We start from the raw sequence: 17,241 nt of genomic DNA on the forward strand, positions 1-17,241 counted from the left end.
ATCCTCAGGACTCAAAGCCCCCATGTACAAAGACCTGAAGTTCCCCATCCTTATCGTGCATCGCGACATCAAGGCCGACACCGTTGCCGGCGACCGGGTTCGGGGTATCGCTCAAGAGTTGGAACAAGAGGGCTTCAGTATCTTTTCTGCGGTGGACTACGCCGAAGGCCGGCTGGTGGCCTCGACCCACCATGGCCTGGCCTGCATGCTGATCGCCGCCGAAGGTGCTGGGGAAAACACCCATCTGCTGCAAAACATGGTCGAACTGATCCGCCTAGCGCGGCTGAGGGCGCCCAACCTGCCGATTTTCGCCCTGGGTGAACAAGTCACCCTGGAAAACGCCCCGGCTGATGCGATGAGCGAACTCAACCAACTGCGCGGCATTCTCTACCTGTTCGAAGACACCGTACCGTTTCTCGCCAGGCAAGTCGCCCGCGCCGCGCGCACGTACCTTGATGGCCTGCTGCCGCCCTTCTTCAAAGCCCTGGTGCAACACACCGCCGACTCCAATTATTCCTGGCACACCCCCGGTCACGGTGGCGGCGTGGCCTATCGCAAAAGCCCGGTGGGGCAGGCGTTTCATCAGTTCTTCGGGGAAAACACGCTGCGCTCCGACCTGTCCGTGTCTGTGCCGGAGCTGGGCTCGCTGCTCGATCACACCGGGCCGCTGGCCGAAGCCGAAGCGCGTGCTGCGCGGAATTTCGGTGCCGATCACACCTTCTTTGTGATCAATGGCACCTCGACCGCCAACAAGATCGTCTGGCACTCGATGGTCGCTCGAGATGATCTGGTGCTGGTCGACCGCAACTGCCACAAATCGGTGTTGCACTCGATCATCATGACCGGCGCGATCCCGCTGTACTTGTGCCCGGAGCGCAACGAACTGGGCATTATCGGCCCGATTCCCCTCAGTGAATTCAGCCCCGCGTCGATCCGCGCCAAGATCGAGGCCAGCCCATTGACCCGCGGGCGGCCGGCGAAAGTGAAGCTGGCGGTGGTCACCAACTCCACCTACGACGGCCTGTGCTACAACGCCGAGCTGATCAAGCAGCAATTGGGCAACAGTGTCGAGGTGCTGCACTTCGACGAGGCCTGGTACGCCTACGCGGCGTTCCACGAGTTCTTTGCCGGGCGCTATGGCATGGGCACGTCGCGCACGCCGGACAGCCCGCTGGTATTCACCACGCATTCCACGCACAAGTTGCTGGCGGCATTCAGCCAGGCCTCGATGATCCATGTGCAGGACGGCGGCGCGCGGCAGTTGGACCGCGATCGGTTCAACGAAGCGTTCATGATGCATATCTCCACCTCGCCGCAATACAGCATCATCGCCTCGCTGGACGTGGCGTCGGCGATGATGGAAGGCCCGGCGGGGCGCTCGCTGCTGCAGGAAATGTTCGACGAAGCCTTGAGCTTCCGCCGTGCCCTGGCCAACCTGCGCCAGCACATCGCCGCCGAAGACTGGTGGTTTTCCATCTGGCAGCCGCCGTCCGTGGCTGGCATCGACCGGGTCGCCACGGCGGATTGGCTGTTGCAGCCCGAGGATGACTGGCATGGCTTTGGCGACGTGGCCGAAGATTACGTGCTGCTGGACCCCATCAAAGTCACGTTGGTGATGCCCGGGCTCACTGCCGGCGGTGCGTTGAGCGACTGCGGGATTCCCGCTGCGGTGGTCAGCAAATTCCTCTGGGAGCGTGGCCTGGTGGTGGAAAAAACCGGCCTGTATTCGTTCCTCGTGCTGTTTTCCATGGGCATCACCAAGGGCAAATGGAGTACCTTGCTCACCGAATTGCTGGAATTCAAACGCAACTACGACGCCAATGTCAGCCTTGCCAGTTGCCTGCCTTCGGTATTTGCCCAGGGCCCAGTGCGTTATCAAGGCCTGGGGCTGCGCGACCTGTGCGACCAATTACATAGCTGTTACCGTAGCAACGCCACCGCCAAACACCTCAAGCGGATGTACACCGTGTTGCCCGAAATCGCGATGAAACCGGCCGACGCCTATGACCAATTGGTCAGGGGTGACGTCGAGGCGGTGTCCATCGATGCCTTGGCTGGGCGCATCGCTGCGGTGATGCTGGTGCCTTATCCGCCGGGCATTCCGTTGATCATGCCGGGTGAGCGCTTTACCGAGTCAACGCGTTCGATCATCGACTACCTGGCCTTTGCCCGCACGTTCGATAGCAGTTTCCCCGGCTTTGTCGCGGATGTTCATGGGTTGCAACACGAAGACGACGGCAGTGGTCGTTGTTACACCGTCGATTGCATCAAGGGATAAGGATGTTTATGCAAGCTGTAATGAACCCGAAGTATCCAGGGCTCAGTGTGCGGGTCGCCGACGAGGGCTTTGACGCCTACGTGTGGGGCAATGATTTCAGTTTTGAGGTCAGCGCCTATGGCGTGCCGGAGCTGGGCAAGCGGGTCGAACAGTGGCTCGTGGAGCGCATCCTGCCGTACCGCAAGTGCTACGGCATCGACCCGGAGGAGTTCGCCAGCTTTCGCGGCGCGCCCGACAGCGCGATCTTCATGGCCTTTCTGGACGACAGACCGGTCGGGCATGTCGTGGTCAGTACCAATTGGAATGGCTTCGCGCACGTCGATGAGCTGGCCGTGGCGTTGCCCGCGCGCCGTCACGGCGTGGCCAAGGCGCTGCTGGACGTGGCGCAGTTCTGGAGTCGCAAGAAAAACCTGCCGGGCATGATGTTGGAGACCCAGAACAACAACCTCGGCGCCTGCCGCCTGTATGAGCGTTGTGGGTATGTGGTGGGCGGGATCGACCACCTGCGCTATCGCGGGATCGACCCGCAAACCCGTGAGGTGGCGATTTTCTGGTATCGCTTGTTCAAGGCGGAAGTCGAGGCGGTCTGACGCGTTCAGCTCGTGAGCAGGCCTTCGGCTTTCTGCGTGACAATCTCCAGCAGTGCATTCAGTGCCGGTGAGGTCACGCCCTCCCTGAGGGTCAGCGCATACAGGCTGACCATGATCGGCGGCGATACCGGGCACGCGTCCAGCCCGGCCTCCCGGGCGCCGAACGCGGTGAACGGATCGACGATCGCCAGGCCTTCGCCGGCCTCCACCATGCTGCGCATCATCTGGTAAGTCTGCACCCGCGTCTGCACCACCGGCAGCGGGCGCAGGGCTTGCAGTTTGGCGTCGAGCAGGCGACTGAGCGGGTCCTGGCCCTCCAGCCCGATCATCGACTGCCCGGCCAGGTCCTGCAGGGCGATGTACTTCTGCTTGGGTTTGAGCCAGCCATGGGGCGCGAGCAGTTGCAGTTTGCCCTGGGCCAATACGCTGCTTTGGATTTGCGGATGTTCTGGGTCATGCAGGCTCAGGCCCACGTCGGCCTCGTGCAGCAACAGGCTCCTGACGATCTCGCGGGTCGGCTGGCTCGACAGGTTGCACGGCGTGTCCTGGAAGCGTCGGCGCAGCACGGCGATGCTTTGCGGCAGCAGTTGATTGGCCAGGGGCGGCGTACACAGGGCACGCAGGGTTGGCGCGTGATGGTGCTTCAGGCGGCTGGCCAAGCGTTGTACCGGCTCCAGCGCTTCATACACATGGGCGATTTGCGCCTGTAACTCCAGGGTTTCCCGTGTTGGCTGCAGGCGTCCGCGCACGCTGGCGAACAACATAAAGCCCAATTGCTGCTCGGCGTCCTTGAGCGTCGCGTCCACATCGCCCACAGAAAGCTGCAACCATTCGGCGGCCGTGCCGAGGTGTCCGGTCTGCAAGATGGCCTGAATCACTTCGATATGACGTAAACGCATGGCCGGAGTCTAGGGTCAGCAGGGCCGGGATTCAATGGCCTGGAAAAAAACAGCGGGAGCGTTGATTCGCATCGACTTACGTTAGCCTTGCGCAACTGCAACAAGCAGGGCATATAACGAGCGTATCAACCGAGCGACAAGGGGGCTCAGAATGTCTGCACCAGTCATAGTCGGCAACCGGCGCACCCACGGCGGCTTTACGCGGTGGGCGGTGCTGGTGGTACTCGTCGTCATCGGCGTGTTGGCCCTGGCATTGTGGCCGCGGCTGTTTGGCGAGATGACCCTGACGGAAATCGCTATGGCCAAGGCCCAGGTCGCCGAGCTGGGCAAGGCCGTCGAGCACTTCCATCAAGACACTGGCCGCTATCCGACCGATGAGGAAGGCCTGGAGGGGTTGATCAAGCCGCCTGCCGCCGACGCGAATTGGAAAGGCCCCTATGTCAACGAGGAGCTGCTGACCGATCCGTGGGGTGTTGCTTATCAGTATCACTTTCCGCCGAGCCAACCCCAGGTTCCGTTCGACCTGTTCTCCTTCGGCAAGGATCGGACGTTGGGCGGTGTCGGGGATAACAAGGATATTACCTACGGCGACAACTGATTCATCTGGCATTACCCATCGACCTGTTTAGAATGGTTGGTCTGATCATCAACGACCAATGCCGGTTACCCGGTACTTACAACAAAAACAGGTCTGGTCTCAAATGCCGATGCCCGCGAACTTCTTCGGGGTAACGGCCAGGCAACTGCTGGTCCTGGTGACCGTGGGAGGCGTGGCCGCTTATCTCTTGAGCAATCCCGACGACACTACGTCCGAAAACCTCGCACTCGATGCGTTCATCCGTTCCCAGGAACAGGTGGGCGCGCAGGTGGGTACGGTGTTGGGCATCACGCTGGTCAGGCAGGTGGTGGCGTATCCCGCGTATGGTACGCCGGGCTACAAGCGCTTGATGTATGACGTCGAGGGCGAGAAGGGGCGACTGATGGTCACGCTCAAACAGGTTGAGGGAGACCCGGGGATTGAAGTGACGGAGGTTCGCCGCCCGTGATCGTCCGGCCCAGTCTATGCCGTCAATGGCCAGGACTGAGCAGGTACGCTCGGGGGCTCAAGCTTATTGCGCGCGGACGGTTTCCGATTCGCGGACGATAATGGTCCCGGACTGAATCAATTTGAATTCATCGCCTTCCAGTTTTTCTACACGGTCGCCAATGGCCAGCTTGTAGGTTGTGGTGGGCGCCGAGCCAGCCAGGCCGTCTAGCGGCGGGGGGGATTCCTGGAACTCATGCACCGAATACACGCGTCCTTCTGCGTCTCTGGCATGGAACTGTCCGACAAGTACTGCTGCCATCTGTTTAGAACCTCTGGAGATAAACACTCGATTTGCGGTTCTGTAGACCGTCATGGAGCGGGGTAGTTTACCTATGGAAAAAAAATACTATTCGTTGATGTTTTCAGACGCTTCCTACGCGGGTGGTCGCGAGGCAGACGCCGGGGGAATTATCAAAACCTTCTGGTGAACGCGTCGCGAAGGCTCTATAACTACAAGCTCCTTTAGTCAGACGTCGGGAAACCTCAATGAGCAAGGTCTACACGATTGCCGTCCTGGTGGGCAGCTTGAGAAAAGAGTCGATCAACCGCAAGGTCGCCCTGGCATTGGCCGAACTGGCCCCCGCCAACCTCACATTGAACATTGTCGAAATTGGCGATTTGCCGCTCTACAACGAGGACATCGACGGGGCATCACCGCCCGCAGCCTACAGTACTTTCCGTCAACAAGTGCGTTCATCCGACGCAGTGCTGTTCGTGACCCCCGAATACAACCGCTCCGTGCCCGCCCCGCTGAAGAATGCCATCGATGTGGGCTCGCGCCCTTACGGGCAAAGCGCCTGGAGCGGCAAGCCGGGGGCGATTATCAGTGTGTCGCCGGGGGCTGTCGGCGGCTTTGGCGCCAACCACCATCTGCGCCAGTCCCTGGTGTTCCTCGACGTGCCGTGCATGCAGCAGCCGGAAGCCTACCTGGGCGGCGCGGGCAGTGTGTTCGACGAGGCGGGCAAACTGTCGGAGAAAACCAAGCCGTTCCTGCAGGCGTTTATCGATGCCTACGGCAAGTGGGTAGAGAAACAGCAGGGCTGATCGCCGATGTGGAAACGGGCTGGCTCGCGATGGCGATGTATCAGTTGAAGATGCATACACTGAAGCCGCGCAATCGCGGGCAAGCCCGTCAGCCTGTGTTCACATCAGCGTAACCAGTTGGTGCGCGCCAGCTCGATCACTTCATCCCCGCGCCCGCTCATCACTGCCTTGAGCATGTACAGGCTGAAACCCTTGGCCTGTTCCAGCTTGATACTGGGTGGCATCACCAATTCCTGGGTCGCCGTCACCACGTCCACCAGCACCGGGCCGTCATGGGCCAGGGCGCGGCGCAGGGCCGGTTCGAGGTCTTCGGATTGCTCCACGCGAATGCCCAGGATGCCCATGGCGTTGGACATGGCGGCGAAGTCCGGGTTTTTCAGCTCGGTGCCGGCCTCAAGGTAGCCGGCGGCTTTCATTTCCATGGCGACAAAACCGAGTGATGCGTTATCGAACACGATGACCTTCACCGGCAGTTTCAGCTGCGCCAGCGAAATGAAATCCCCCATCAACATGGTAAAACCGCCGTCGCCGGACATTGAGATCACCTGTCGCCCGGGGAAAGCCGCCTGGGCACCGATGGCCTGGGGCATGGCGTTGGCCATCGAGCCGTGGTTGAACGAGCCGATCAGGCGCCGTTTGCCGTTCATTTTCAGGTAGCGCGCCGCCCACACGGTGGGCGAGCCGACGTCGGCGGTGAAGATCGCATCGTCGTCGGCCAGTTCGCTGAGCAGGCGCGCCACGTATTGCGGGTGAATCGGCCGGTTGGCCCTCGACGCTTGCGCCAGGTCATCGAGGCCCTGGCGGGCTTTCTCGTAGTGTTTCAAGGACGTTTCGAGGAAGCTGCGGTCGGCCTTGCGGGTCAGGCGCGGTAGCAGTGCATCGATGGTCTCGCTCACGTCAGCGGCGATGCCCAGGTCCAGGGTGGCGCGCCGACCCAGTGCCTGGGGGTTGCGATCGATCTGGATGATCTTCGCGTCGGTGGGGTAGAACTGGCGGTACGGAAAATCGGTACCGAGCATGATCAGTGTGTCGCAATTGAGCATGGCGTGGTAACCGGAGCTGAAACCGATCAGGCCGGTCATGCCCACGTCGAACGGGTTGTCCCATTCCACGTGCTCTTTGCCGCGCAAGGCGTGTACCACCGGCGCGCCCAAGGCATCGGCCAGGGCCACCACTTGGGCATGGGCGCCAGCGCATCCGCTGCCGCACAGCAAGGTGACTTTCTGGCTGCTGTCGAGGATTTCGCTGAGGCGTTGCAGGTCCTGTTCCGCCGGCAGGGTGCGCGGCGCATGCAGGGCCGGCCAGGGTTTGAGCGTGTCTTCCACTTCCAGCAGCGACACATCCCCGGGGATCACCACCACCGCCACGCCGCGATTGAGGATTGCCGCGCGCATGGCGCGATGCAGCACTTGGGGCATCTGCTCGGGGTTGGTTACCAGTTCGATGAAGTGGCTGCACTCTTTGAACAGTTCCTGGGGGTGGGTTTCCTGGAAGTAGTTCAAGCCGATTTCGGAAGACGGGATTTGTGCGGCGATGGCCAACACCGGTACATGGTTGCGATGGCAGTCGAACAGGCCGTTGATCAAATGCAGATTCCCCGGCCCGCAACTGCCGGCGCACACCGCCAACTCGCCGGTGGCGGCGGCTTCGGCACCGGCGGCGAACGCGGCGACCTCTTCGTGGCGCACATGCATCCACTCGATGCTGTCCATGGTGCGCAGTGCGTCGGTGAGGCCATTGAGGCTGTCGCCGGTCAGGCCCCAGATGCGCTTGATGCCCGCCTGTTCAAGGGTGGTTGCCAATTGCTGGGCCAGGTTGATTTTCGCCATGAAGAACTCCAATCGTCAGTGAGGTTAAAAGTGGCTGATCAATAGAGGACAGTTCGATCACGGCGAATGCTCCGTGCTTAATGTGAAGATTGCGTCATGGTTGCGCGGTATTGGCGAGTGCGCCGGGCGATAAACCATTGATCGCGGACCAGTGCCATGCACGGCGCAACCTTGGGATTGGGGCGATGGCCGCGGCTCAGGCAACGCATCTGGTGACGCACCACGGCGAGGGCGGCGAGGGGCTTGCGCTTCCAACTGATCGATGTGATTTGCGGGTTGGGGTCGCGACCTTCGCGCCAGTGTTTGATCAGTTGCGGTTCCAGGGTCAGGGCGGTGGCGATACCGGCCATGGCGATGCCGCTGTCGAGGACTTGCTGCACTACCGGCAGGCGGCGAATGCCACCGGTGACCATCACCGGCATGTTTGCGAGGGTCGCCAGCTCGCGGGCCATTTCCAGGAAATACGCTTCGCGGGCCAGGGTCCGCCCGTCCCGGGCTTCGCCCTGCATGGCCGGTGCTTCGTAGCTGCCGCCGGACAGCTCCAGCAGGTCGATGGGCAGGGCATTGAGCAGCTCAATCACGGCACGTGCGTCGTCCGCGTCGAAGCCGCCGCGCTGGAAGTCTGCCGAGTTGAGTTTCACCCCCACGCAAAACGAGGGGCTGACACTGGCGCGAACGGCCTTGATCACTTCAATCAGCAAGCGTGCGCGGTTCGGCAGCGAGCCGCCCCAGTGATCGGTGCGCCGGTTGCTCAAGGGCGAGAGAAACTGGCTGAGCAAGTAGCCATGCGCTGCGTGGATCTGCACGCCTGTAAACCCGGCTTTCTCGGCCAGGCGCGCGCTGGTGGCAAAGCGCGTGATCACGTTCTGGATCTCGTCTTCGGACATAGCCCTGGGCTTGGCGAACATCTTCGAAAAAATACCCAGGTCGAGGGCCACGGCGGACGGCGCCAAGGCTTGCTGGCGCAGGTTGGCCGGCGTCTGGCGCCCCGGATGATTGAGCTGCACCCAGAAGTGCCCGCCGTTGTTGCGTCCGAGGGCGGCCCATTCGCGAAAGCTGTCCAGTGACCGCTCGTCCTCCAGCGCAACGCCGCCGGGGCCGGTCATGGCGCGGCGGTCGATCATCACGTTACCGGTCAGCAGCAAGCCGGGCTCGCCATCCGCCCAGGCCTGGTACAACTGCTTCAATTCACGGGACGGCGCTTGTTGGGCGTCGGCCATGTTCTCCTCCATCGCAGCCTTGGCGATACGGTTGACAAGGACTTGGCCGTTGGGCAGTTGCAAGGGTTCGAAAGGTGACATGGTTGACTCCTGAAGGGGGGAGGCCTCAGGCTAAGCTTAAAGTTAACTTTAATGTCAAGCGGGCATGGCGATGAATATTGGTGAACTGGCGAAACAGAGCGGGCTGGCGGCGTCGCGTATTCGGTTTTATGAGGCCGAAGGGTTGATCAGCCAAGTGGGCAGGCAGGCCAACGGCTATCGGCGTTATGCCCCTGAGGCCCTGCAAACCCTGCAACTGATCCAGAGCGCCCAACAGGCCGGGTTTACCTTGCAGGAACTCAAGGCGCTGATGCCGGCGCCGGGCGAGCACAAGCGCGAGGCGCTGATTGAGGCGTTGGAGCGTAAGGTGCAGCAGATCGAAGGGATGCAGGCGCAATTGGCACACAGCAAGGCGCAGTTGCTGGGCGTGATCGCGGCGGTGCGCGCGCAGCCGGAGGGTGTGCCGTGTTCTATGGAGCAGAAGCAGGTGCTGGCGTCGATCAAAATCGATGTATAAAAAAGCCCTGGCATGCCAGGGCTTTTCACGATGCTAACGCTTAACGGCGACGGAACAGCGGCAGCGGCTCGTCCGTTGCAGCCTGGTACGTCACGGAAAAGTCCTTGAGGCTTTCCAGCGCTTCATACGGGTCTTTGTCGGGGCGCAAGGCGAAGGCATCGAACCCGCAGCGGTGCAGGTAGAACAGTTGGTCGCGCAGCACGTCGCCAATCGCGCGCAATTCGCCTTTGTAACCGTAGCGGTCACGCAGCAGGCGCGCATTGGAGTAGTTGCGCCCGTCGGTGAAGGCCGGGAAGTTCAGGGCGATGACCTGGAAGTGAGCCACGTCGTCACCGATCTCTTCGGCTTCTTCATCGGCGTCCAGCCACACGCCCAGGCCGCCGTCACGGGCCTTGAGCGCATGACCGTGCTCGCGCCACAGCGCCAGCGGCACGATCAGGTCGTCGCAGTTGGAGATGCCGTCGAAGGTCGCGTCCTTGGGCAGCAGGTGCCAGGTTTCGTCGACGACTTCGTTGTTCTTAATGATTCGCTGCATAGACGCGCTCCTTGAACAGGTCAATGCCGATGCGCTGGTAGGTGTCGATGAAACGCTCATCTTCGGTGCGCTGCTCGATGTACACATCGATCAGTTTGCCGATCACCTCGGGCATGGCTTCCTGGGCGAAGGATGGGCCGAGGATCTTGCCCAGGCTCGCATCGCGGCTGGCGCTGCCACCCAGGGACACTTGGTAGAATTCTTCGCCTTTCTTGTCCACGCCCAGGATGCCGATGTGGCCGACGTGGTGGTGACCACAGGCGTTCATGCAACCGGAAATGTTCAGGTCCAGCTCGCCGATGTCGAACAGGTAGTCCAGGTCGTCGAAACGGCGCTGGATCGATTCGGCAATCGGGATCGACTTGGCGTTGGCCAGGGAGCAGAAGTCGCCGCCCGGGCAGCAGATGATGTCGGTCAGCAGGCCGATGTTCGGCGTGGCGAAACCCCCTTCGCGCAGTTCACCCCACAGGGTGAACAGTTGGCTCTGCTCAACATCCGCGAGAATGATGTTCTGCTCGTGGGAGGTGCGCAGTTGACCGAAGCTGTAGCGCTCGGCCAGGTCGGCCACGGCGTCCAGCTGCTTGTCGGTGATATCGCCGGGGGCGACGCCGGTAGGCTTGAGCGACAGGGTCACGGCGACATAGCCCGGCTTTTTGTGCGCCAGGGTGTTGCGCACACGCCAGCGGGCGAAGCCTGGGTGCTGCTGGTCGAGCACGGCGAGTTCGGCGTCCTGATTGCCCAGGGCTTTGTACTCGGGGTCGACGAAGTGTTTGGCCACGCGGTGGACTTCGGCGTCGGTCAGGGTGGTCTGGCCGCCACGCAGGTGTTCCATCTCGGCGTCGACTTTCTGCGCGAACACCTCAGGGGTCAGCGCCTTGACCAGGATCTTGATCCGCGCCTTGTATTTGTTGTCGCGACGGCCATAGCGGTTGTAGACCCGCAGGATCGCGTCGAGGTAGCTCAGCAGGTCCTGCCACGGCAGGAACTCGTTGATAAACGCGCCGACCACCGGGGTACGCCCCAGGCCGCCGCCTACCAGTACACGGAAGCCCAACTCGCCGGCGGCGTTGTGGACCGGCTCCAGGCCGATGTCGTGTACTTCGATCGCCGCACGGTCCGATGTCGAGCCATTGATGGCGATCTTGAACTTGCGCGGCAGGTAAGCGAATTCTGGGTGGAACGTGGTCCATTGGCGGACGATTTCACACCAGGGGCGCGGGTCGATCAGTTCGTCGGCGGCAACCCCGGCGAATTGGTCGGTGGTCACGTTGCGCAGGCAGTTACCGCTGGTCTGAATGGCGTGCATCTGCACGGTGGCCAGCTCAGCCAGGATGTCCGGCACGTCTTCCAGCGCCGGCCAGTTGAACTGCACGTTCTGGCGGGTACTGATGTGGGCGTAGCCCTTGTCGAAGTCGCGGGCAATCTTGGCCATCATGCGCGTCTGGCGCGAAGTCAGTTGGCCATAGGGCACGGCCACCCGCAGCATCGGCGCAAAGCGCTGAACATAAAGGCCATTTTGCAGGCGCAGAGGGCGGAACTCTTCTTCGCTCAGTTCACCTGCTAGGTAGCGTCGGGTCTGATCACGGAACTGCTTGACGCGGTCCTCGATGATGCGCTGATCGTATTCGTCGTATACGTACATATAGGTCCTGTTCTCGGCAAATCTGCGCGCACGGCCGCGCACTCCCAACGGAGCCGGGGCACGATACCAGTTTGCGTTTATGCGCAAAAGTGATGTTTGAATATATGCAAAGAACCAAATCGACTAATGGGAACGATTGTCGGTATACACGCATTTGTCATGCGGGCAATCATCGACTTTACTGTGGGCGAGTCTGAATGCAATCACCTATAAAACCGACAAGAGGCGATGCGATGAGCCATCCGACAAAAGCCCGTAAACCCGACAGTACCGTGGATGCCTGGGCCATTCTATTTCTGATCATTCTCGTGGTAGGGACGGCGGTGTTCTGGGTCGGCCACCAGTAAACAGCGTTGACCGAGCCTCGAATGACTGTCCGATTGCCAGTATCATGGCGGTCAATGTTCAAGGCTTGAATAACCATGGTGAAGGTTCTGTTTACGTGTGTGTGGTTGCTGGGGCCAGCATTTTGTGGCGTGGCTCAGGCGGCGTCGGTGGTGTTTCTCAACCCGGGCATGTCGACGGAAACCTTTTGGGTCAGTTACGCGCAATTCATGCAGGCCGCGGCCAAGGACCTCGGCCTGGATTTGCGCGTGCGCTATGGCGAGCGCGATCTTCACACCACATTGGTCCAGGCCCGGGAGGAACTGCAAGGCCGCGAGCGGCCGGATTATCTGGTGCTGGTCAATGAGCAGTATGTCGCCCCGCAGATTCTGCGCATGGCCCAGGGCAGTGGGGTCAAATTACTGGTGGTGAACAGCGCGCTGACCGCCGACCAGGTGCAGTTGTTGGGCGCCCGCACGGGCATCGATCTGATCGGCAGCCTGGTCGCCGACGACGAAGAGGCCGGCTACCTGATGCTCAAGGACATGTTGCGCCAGCACGGCCGTGTTGCGCCCGGCGAATCCCTCGACCTGCTGGCGTTTTCCGGCATCAAGACCACTCCCGTTGCCCTGTTGCGAGAGCAGGGCATGCGCCGGGCGCTGGCCGAACACCCCGAGGTGCGCCTGCGTCAGTTGGTTTATGGCGAGTGGAGCCGCGAGCGCGCCTTCGAGCAAGCGACGCAGCTGTTCAAGCGTTACCCGCACACGGCGCTGGTGTGGTCGGCCAACGATCAGATGGCGCTGGGTGCCATGCAGGCGTTTCGGGACAGCGGGCGCGTGCCTGGCAAGGACGCGCTGTTCAGTGCGGTCAACAGTTCGCCGGAGATCTTGCAGGCGCGTCTGAACGGGCAGTTGTCGTCCCTGGTCGCCGGGCATTTCACCGTGGGCGGGTGGGCGATGGTGCTGATCAATGATGATGCCAAGGGCGTGGACATCGTCGCTCACGGCGGGCGCGACCGCCAGGAGGCGCTATTCCAACTGATCGATTCCGCCCAGGCGCGGCGCTTGCTGGGGCCCATGCCGACGGTAAATTTCCGCGCACTGTCCGCCCTGGGCAAGCCTGCGTCCTATGGTTACCCCTTCAGCATGCGTCTGTTGCTGCACTAGACCCCGGCCAGCAGCAACACCAGCTTGACGATGCCGAACAGCGTCAAGGCAAACACCACTGTGAACAGAATGCCCAGGACCACAAAGTGGCTGGGCTTGCCATGGGTAAAGTCGCGGGCGCGGTTCTTGCCGCTCTGCACGCCAAAGGCGGCGGCGACGACGCTGTGCAGCATCTGCCACAGGGTAGGCGGTTTGTTGTTGGCTGGATCGTCCATACGTGCCTCGACACAAGATGTGTGAGGCAAGCATAGACAATCTGCGCGTGCTTAGTTGTCGTAACCCAGGTTCGGTGCCAACCAGCGCTCGGTCACGGCCAGGTCCTGGCCTTTGCGTGCGGTGTAGCTCGCCACCTGGTCTTTGTCGACCTTGCCCACGGCGAAGTATTGCGCCTGCGGGTGGGCGAAGTACCAGCCGCTGACCGCAGCCGCCGGGAACATCGCGTAGTGCTCGGTGAGGAACACGCCGCTGCGGCCGGCATGCATCTCGCGGGCCTCGGGGTCCAGCAGTTGGAACAGGGTGCCTTTCTCGGTGTGGTCGGGGCACGCCGGGTAGCCGGGGGCAGGGCGGATGCCGCTGTACTGTTCCTTGATCAGCGCGTCGTTGTCCAGTTGCTCGTCCTTGGCATAACCCCAGTAATCTTTGCGCACCTGTTGGTGCAGCCATTCGGCGCAGGCTTCGGCCAGGCGGTCGGCCAGGGCCTTGACCATGATCGAGTTGTAGTCGTCGCCCGCGTCCTGGTAAGCCTTGGCCACTTCCTCGGCGCCGATGCCCGCGGTGGTGATAAACCCTCCCACGTAGTCGGTGATGCCGCTGTCTTTGGGTGCGACGAAGTCGGCCAGGGAGAAGTTCGGCTTGCCGTCGGTCTTGATGATCTGCTGGCGCAGGTGGTGCAGCGTTGCCAGGGGCTGGCCGTCGTCGCCGTAGACTTCCAGGTCGTCATCGTTCACCTGGTTGGCCGGCCAGAAGCCAAACACCGCGCGAGCGCTGATCAGCTTCTCGTCGATCAGCTTGGCGAGCATTTCCTGGGCGTCGGCATACAGCGCCGTGGCGGCTTCACCCACCACTTCATCGGTGAGGATGCGCGGGAACTTGCCGGCCAGGTCCCAGGAGATGAAGAACGGAGTCCAGTCGATGTATTCGGCGAGCACCTTGAGGTCGATGTTGTCCAGCACCTTGGCGCCGGTAAAGGTCGGCGTGACCGGCGTGTAAGTGCTCCAGTCGAACTGCGGCTTCTTGGCGATCGCCGCCGGGTAGCTCAGGCGTTCGGTGCGCGCGCTGCGGTTCGAGGTGCGCTCGCGCACTTCGATGTATTCCAGGCGGGTCTTCTCGACGAAACCGGCCTTCAATTCCTTGGACAGCAACTGCGTGGCCACGCCCACCGCGCGCGAGGCGTCGGTCACGTAGATCACTGCATCATTGCTGTACTTGGGTTCGATCTTCACCGCCGTGTGCGCCTTGGAGGTGGTGGCGCCACCGATCATCAGCGGCAGGTGGAAGTCCTGGCGCTGCATTTCGCGGGCGACGTGGACCATCTCATCGAGGGACGGGGTGATCAGGCCGGACAGCCCGATGATGTCGCACTTCTGTTCCTTGGCCACCTGCAGGATCTTCTCCGCCGGCACCATCACGCCCAGATCGACGATGTCATAGCCGTTGCACCCCAGCACCACGCCGACGATGTTCTTGCCGATGTCATGCACGTCGCCCTTCACCGTGGCCATGAGGATCTTGCCCTTGGCTTCCGGCTTGTCGCCTTTTTCCAGTTCGATGAACGGGATCAAGTGGGCCACGGCTTGTTTCATCACCCGCGCCGATTTCACCACCTGTGGCAGGAACATTTTGCCCGCGCCAAACAGGTCGCCGACGATGTTCATGCCGGACATCAGCGGGCCTTCGATCACTTCGATCGGGCGCGCGAACGACTGCCGGGACTCTTCGGTGTCTTCGACGATGTGCGTGGTGATGCCCTTGACCAGCGCGTGTTCCAGGCGCTTGTTGACCGGCCAGCCGCGCCATTCCTCGGTTTCGGCTTCCTTGACGCTGCCGTCGCCCTTGTACTTGTCGGCGATGGCGAGCAGGGCATCGGTGCCGTCCGGGGTGCGGTTGAGCACCACGTCTTCCACCGCGTCGCGCAGTTCGGCGGGGATCTGGTCGTAGATCTCCAGCTGGCCGGCGTTGACGATGCCCATGGTCAGGCCGTTGCGGATCGCGTACAGCAGGAACACCGAGTGGATCGCCTCGCGCACCGGGTTGTTGCCGCGGAACGAGAACGACACGTTGGACACGCCGCCGGACGTCAGCGCATACGGCAGCTCGTCGCGGATGTAGGCGCAGGCGTTGATGAAGTCGACGGCGTAGTTGTTGTGCTCTTCGATACCGGTGGCGACCGCGAAGATGTTCGGGTCGAAGATGATGTCTTCCGGCGGGAAGCCGACTTCATTGACCAGGATGTCGTAGGAGCGTTTGCAGATCTCTTTCTTGCGCGCTTCGGTGTCGGCCTGGCCGGCTTCGTCGAAGGCCATCACCACCACGGCGGCACCGTAGCGTTTGCACAGCTTGGCGTGATGGATGAACTGCTCGACGCCTTCCTTCATGCTGATGGAGTTGACGATGCCCTTGCCCTGGATGCACTTGAGGCCGGCTTCGATCACTTCCCACTTGGAGGAGTCGATCATGATCGGCACGCGGGAGATGTCCGGCTCGCCGGCAATCAGATTGAGGAAGGTCACCATGGCCTTCTTCGAATCGAGCATGCCTTCGTCCATGTTGATGTCGATCACCTGGGCGCCGGCTTCCACCTGCTGCAGGGCGACTTCGAGGGCTTCGGTGTAGTTGTCTTCGCGGATCAGCCGGGCGAAACGGGCGGAGCCGGTGATGTTGGTACGTTCGCCGACGTTGACGAACAACGACTGGCGATCAATGGTGAACGGCTCCAGGCCCGACAGGCGGCAGGCCTTGGGAATGTCCGGGATCTGGCGCGGCGCGTAACCGGCCACGGCCTTGGCGATGGCTTCGATATGCCCCGGCGTGGTGCCGCAGCAGCCACCGACGATGTTCAGGAAGCCGCTCTGGGCGAATTCCTCGATGACTTTGGCGGTTTGCGCCGGCAATTCGTCGTATTCGCCGAATTCGTTGGGCAGGCCGGCGTTAGGGTGCGCGGACACATAAGTGTTGGCCTTGTTCGACAGCTCTTCGAGGTACGGACGCAACTCGCTGGCGCCCAGGGCGCAGTTGAGGCCCACGGAAATCGGCTTGGCGTGGCTGACCGAGTTCCAGAACGCTTCGGTGGTCTGGCCCGACAGGGTACGGCCGGAGGCGTCGGTGATGGTGCCGGAGATCATGATCGGCAATTCGAAGCCCAGCTCTTCGAATACACCCTGCACGGCAAAGATCGCGGCCTTGGCGTTGAGGGTGTCGAAAATGGTTTCGATGAGGATCAGGTCTGCGCCGCCTTCGATCAGGCCCTTGGTGGCCTCGGTGTAGTTCTCCACCAGTTCATCGAAGGTCACGTTGCGGTAGCCGGGGTTGTTCACATCCGGCGACAGCGAGCAGGTACGGCTGGTCGGGCCGAGCACGCCGGCGACGAAGCGTGGCTTGTCCGGCGTCTCCAGGGTCTTGGCGTCGGCCACCTTGCGCGCGACGCGGGCACCTTCTACATTCAACTCGTAGGCGAGCGACTCCATGCCGTAATCGGCCTGGGACACTTGGGTGGCGTTGAAGGTGTTGGTTTCGAGGATGTCGGCGCCGGCATCCAGGTACGCCTTCTCGATGGAGGCGATGACGTCCGGACGGCTGAGCAGCAACAGGTCGTTGTTACCCTTGACGTCGCTCGGCCAGTCGGCAAACCGTTTGCCGCGGTAGTCCTGTTCTTCCAGCTTATAGCTCTGGATCATCGTGCCCATGCCGCCGTCGAGGATCAGGATGCGTTCCTTGAGGGCTTGGTGAAGGGCTTGCAGACGAGCGCTACGATCGGACATGGGACTACTCTGTTCAGGCATTACGGAGGGCGTGGATCATAGCAAACCTGTGTGGATTTGGAGCATGTGCAGGTTTTGCATGAATATCGTTCAT

Annotated in this window: 15 protein-coding genes; 7 read left to right on the forward strand and 8 right to left on the reverse strand. The window is 61.7% G+C overall.

Going from position 1 to position 17,241, the window contains the following annotated elements; genetic code table 11:
- Positions 1-22 precede the first annotated feature (22 nt).
- Together NR164_RS23515 and NR164_RS23520 are read left to right on the forward strand one after the other, a co-directional pair.
- Positions 23-2,278, forward strand: coding sequence for an Orn/Lys/Arg decarboxylase N-terminal domain-containing protein (locus NR164_RS23515; protein ID WP_017846617.1), 2,256 nt, complete (start codon positions 23-25; stop codon positions 2,276-2,278).
- A gap of 20 nt (positions 2,279-2,298) precedes the next feature.
- On the forward strand, positions 2,299-2,868 hold the full coding sequence (locus NR164_RS23520) for a GNAT family N-acetyltransferase (RefSeq protein ID WP_256823333.1): 570 nt from the start codon (positions 2,299-2,301) through the stop codon (positions 2,866-2,868).
- Positions 2,869-2,873: 5 nt separating this feature from the next.
- Here NR164_RS23520 and NR164_RS23525 read toward each other — a convergent pair whose 3' ends face one another.
- Positions 2,874-3,767, reverse strand: coding sequence for a LysR substrate-binding domain-containing protein (locus tag NR164_RS23525; RefSeq protein WP_177031758.1), 894 nt, complete (start codon positions 3,765-3,767; stop codon positions 2,874-2,876).
- A 151-nt stretch (positions 3,768-3,918) separates the two neighbouring features.
- On the opposite strand from NR164_RS23525, the gene gspG reads away from it, so the two are divergent.
- Positions 3,919-4,365 carry a type II secretion system major pseudopilin GspG gene (gene gspG / locus NR164_RS23530; protein WP_104903031.1) on the forward strand — a complete coding sequence of 149 codons (447 nt, stop codon included), beginning with the start codon at positions 3,919-3,921 and terminating at the stop codon, positions 4,363-4,365.
- A gap of 103 nt (positions 4,366-4,468) precedes the next feature.
- Positions 4,469-4,813 (forward strand): hypothetical protein, encoded by a 345-nt coding sequence (locus NR164_RS23535; RefSeq protein WP_177030635.1) that lies wholly within the window; start codon positions 4,469-4,471, stop codon positions 4,811-4,813.
- Positions 4,814-4,876: 63 nt separating this feature from the next.
- Here NR164_RS23535 and NR164_RS23540 read toward each other — a convergent pair whose 3' ends face one another.
- Positions 4,877-5,113, reverse strand: coding sequence for a hypothetical protein (locus tag NR164_RS23540; protein WP_256823326.1), 237 nt, complete (start codon positions 5,111-5,113; stop codon positions 4,877-4,879).
- Positions 5,114-5,340: 227 nt separating this feature from the next.
- Between NR164_RS23540 and NR164_RS23545 the strand changes: the two genes are divergently transcribed.
- A complete protein-coding gene (locus NR164_RS23545) occupies positions 5,341-5,898 on the forward strand; it encodes an NADPH-dependent FMN reductase (RefSeq protein WP_256823327.1) in 558 nt (185 codons plus the stop codon).
- Positions 5,899-6,002: 104 nt separating this feature from the next.
- Here NR164_RS23545 and poxB read toward each other — a convergent pair whose 3' ends face one another.
- Positions 6,003-7,727: a ubiquinone-dependent pyruvate dehydrogenase gene (gene poxB / locus NR164_RS23550; RefSeq protein ID WP_256823328.1), complete on the reverse strand. Its 1,725-nt coding sequence runs from the start codon at positions 7,725-7,727 to the stop codon at positions 6,003-6,005.
- A 77-nt stretch (positions 7,728-7,804) separates the two neighbouring features.
- Entirely contained in the window at positions 7,805-9,028 is a 1,224-nt protein-coding gene (locus NR164_RS23555) for an NADH:flavin oxidoreductase/NADH oxidase family protein (protein ID WP_256823329.1), read from the reverse strand.
- A 70-nt stretch (positions 9,029-9,098) separates the two neighbouring features.
- Here NR164_RS23555 and NR164_RS23560 point away from each other — a divergent pair, with 70 nt between their 5' ends.
- Positions 9,099-9,503, forward strand: coding sequence for a MerR family transcriptional regulator (locus tag NR164_RS23560; protein ID WP_057005451.1), 405 nt, complete (start codon positions 9,099-9,101; stop codon positions 9,501-9,503).
- A 40-nt stretch (positions 9,504-9,543) separates the two neighbouring features.
- Here NR164_RS23560 and NR164_RS23565 read toward each other — a convergent pair whose 3' ends face one another.
- Positions 9,544-10,038, reverse strand: coding sequence for a DUF934 domain-containing protein (locus NR164_RS23565; RefSeq protein WP_017846607.1), 495 nt, complete (start codon positions 10,036-10,038; stop codon positions 9,544-9,546).
- Entirely contained in the window at positions 10,022-11,680 is a 1,659-nt protein-coding gene (locus NR164_RS23570) for a nitrite/sulfite reductase (protein WP_169882116.1), read from the reverse strand. Before NR164_RS23570 ends, NR164_RS23565 begins: the two co-directional genes overlap by 17 nt.
- A 422-nt stretch (positions 11,681-12,102) precedes the next feature.
- On the opposite strand from NR164_RS23570, the gene NR164_RS23575 reads away from it, so the two are divergent.
- Positions 12,103-13,170, forward strand: coding sequence for an ABC transporter substrate-binding protein (locus NR164_RS23575; RefSeq protein WP_079444080.1), 1,068 nt, complete (start codon positions 12,103-12,105; stop codon positions 13,168-13,170).
- Here the strand turns inward: NR164_RS23575 and NR164_RS23580 are convergent.
- Both NR164_RS23580 and metH read right to left on the reverse strand, forming a co-directional pair.
- Positions 13,167-13,385, reverse strand: a complete 219-nt coding sequence (locus NR164_RS23580; protein ID WP_017846603.1) for a DUF2970 domain-containing protein — start codon at positions 13,383-13,385, stop codon at positions 13,167-13,169. The two genes, NR164_RS23575 and NR164_RS23580, sit on opposite strands and share 4 nt — an antisense overlap.
- Before the next feature lie 51 nt (positions 13,386-13,436).
- Positions 13,437-17,147: a methionine synthase gene (gene metH, locus NR164_RS23585; protein ID WP_017846602.1), complete on the reverse strand. Its 3,711-nt coding sequence runs from the start codon at positions 17,145-17,147 to the stop codon at positions 13,437-13,439.
- Positions 17,148-17,241: the final 94 nt, after the last annotated feature.

It is taken from the genome of Pseudomonas sp. Pse79 (genome assembly GCF_024519615.1).
GTDB classification, from domain to species: domain Bacteria; phylum Pseudomonadota; class Gammaproteobacteria; order Pseudomonadales; family Pseudomonadaceae; genus Aquipseudomonas; species Aquipseudomonas veronii.

Excerpts from the sequence above, each read along its gene's own strand:
- NR164_RS23515 (WP_017846617.1), top strand. The coding sequence starts at position 23 with ATGTACAAAGACCTGAAGTTCCCCATCCTTATCGTGCATCGCGACATC.
- NR164_RS23520 (WP_256823333.1), top strand. The coding sequence starts at position 2,299 with ATGAACCCGAAGTATCCAGGGCTCAGTGTGCGGGTCGCCGACGAGGGC.
- NR164_RS23525 (WP_177031758.1), bottom strand. The coding sequence starts at position 3,767 with ATGCGTTTACGTCATATCGAAGTGATTCAGGCCATCTTGCAGACCGGA.
- gspG (WP_104903031.1), top strand. The coding sequence starts at position 3,919 with ATGTCTGCACCAGTCATAGTCGGCAACCGGCGCACCCACGGCGGCTTT.
- NR164_RS23535 (WP_177030635.1), top strand. The coding sequence starts at position 4,469 with ATGCCGATGCCCGCGAACTTCTTCGGGGTAACGGCCAGGCAACTGCTG.
- NR164_RS23540 (WP_256823326.1), bottom strand. The coding sequence starts at position 5,113 with ATGGCAGCAGTACTTGTCGGACAGTTCCATGCCAGAGACGCAGAAGGA.
- NR164_RS23545 (WP_256823327.1), top strand. The coding sequence starts at position 5,341 with ATGAGCAAGGTCTACACGATTGCCGTCCTGGTGGGCAGCTTGAGAAAA.
- poxB (WP_256823328.1), bottom strand. The coding sequence starts at position 7,727 with ATGGCGAAAATCAACCTGGCCCAGCAATTGGCAACCACCCTTGAACAG.
- NR164_RS23555 (WP_256823329.1), bottom strand. The coding sequence starts at position 9,028 with ATGTCACCTTTCGAACCCTTGCAACTGCCCAACGGCCAAGTCCTTGTC.
- NR164_RS23560 (WP_057005451.1), top strand. The coding sequence starts at position 9,099 with ATGAATATTGGTGAACTGGCGAAACAGAGCGGGCTGGCGGCGTCGCGT.
- NR164_RS23565 (WP_017846607.1), bottom strand. The coding sequence starts at position 10,038 with ATGCAGCGAATCATTAAGAACAACGAAGTCGTCGACGAAACCTGGCAC.
- NR164_RS23570 (WP_169882116.1), bottom strand. The coding sequence starts at position 11,680 with ATGTACGTATACGACGAATACGATCAGCGCATCATCGAGGACCGCGTC.
- NR164_RS23575 (WP_079444080.1), top strand. The coding sequence starts at position 12,103 with ATGGTGAAGGTTCTGTTTACGTGTGTGTGGTTGCTGGGGCCAGCATTT.
- NR164_RS23580 (WP_017846603.1), bottom strand. The coding sequence starts at position 13,385 with ATGGACGATCCAGCCAACAACAAACCGCCTACCCTGTGGCAGATGCTG.
- metH (WP_017846602.1), bottom strand. The coding sequence starts at position 17,147 with ATGTCCGATCGTAGCGCTCGTCTGCAAGCCCTTCACCAAGCCCTCAAG.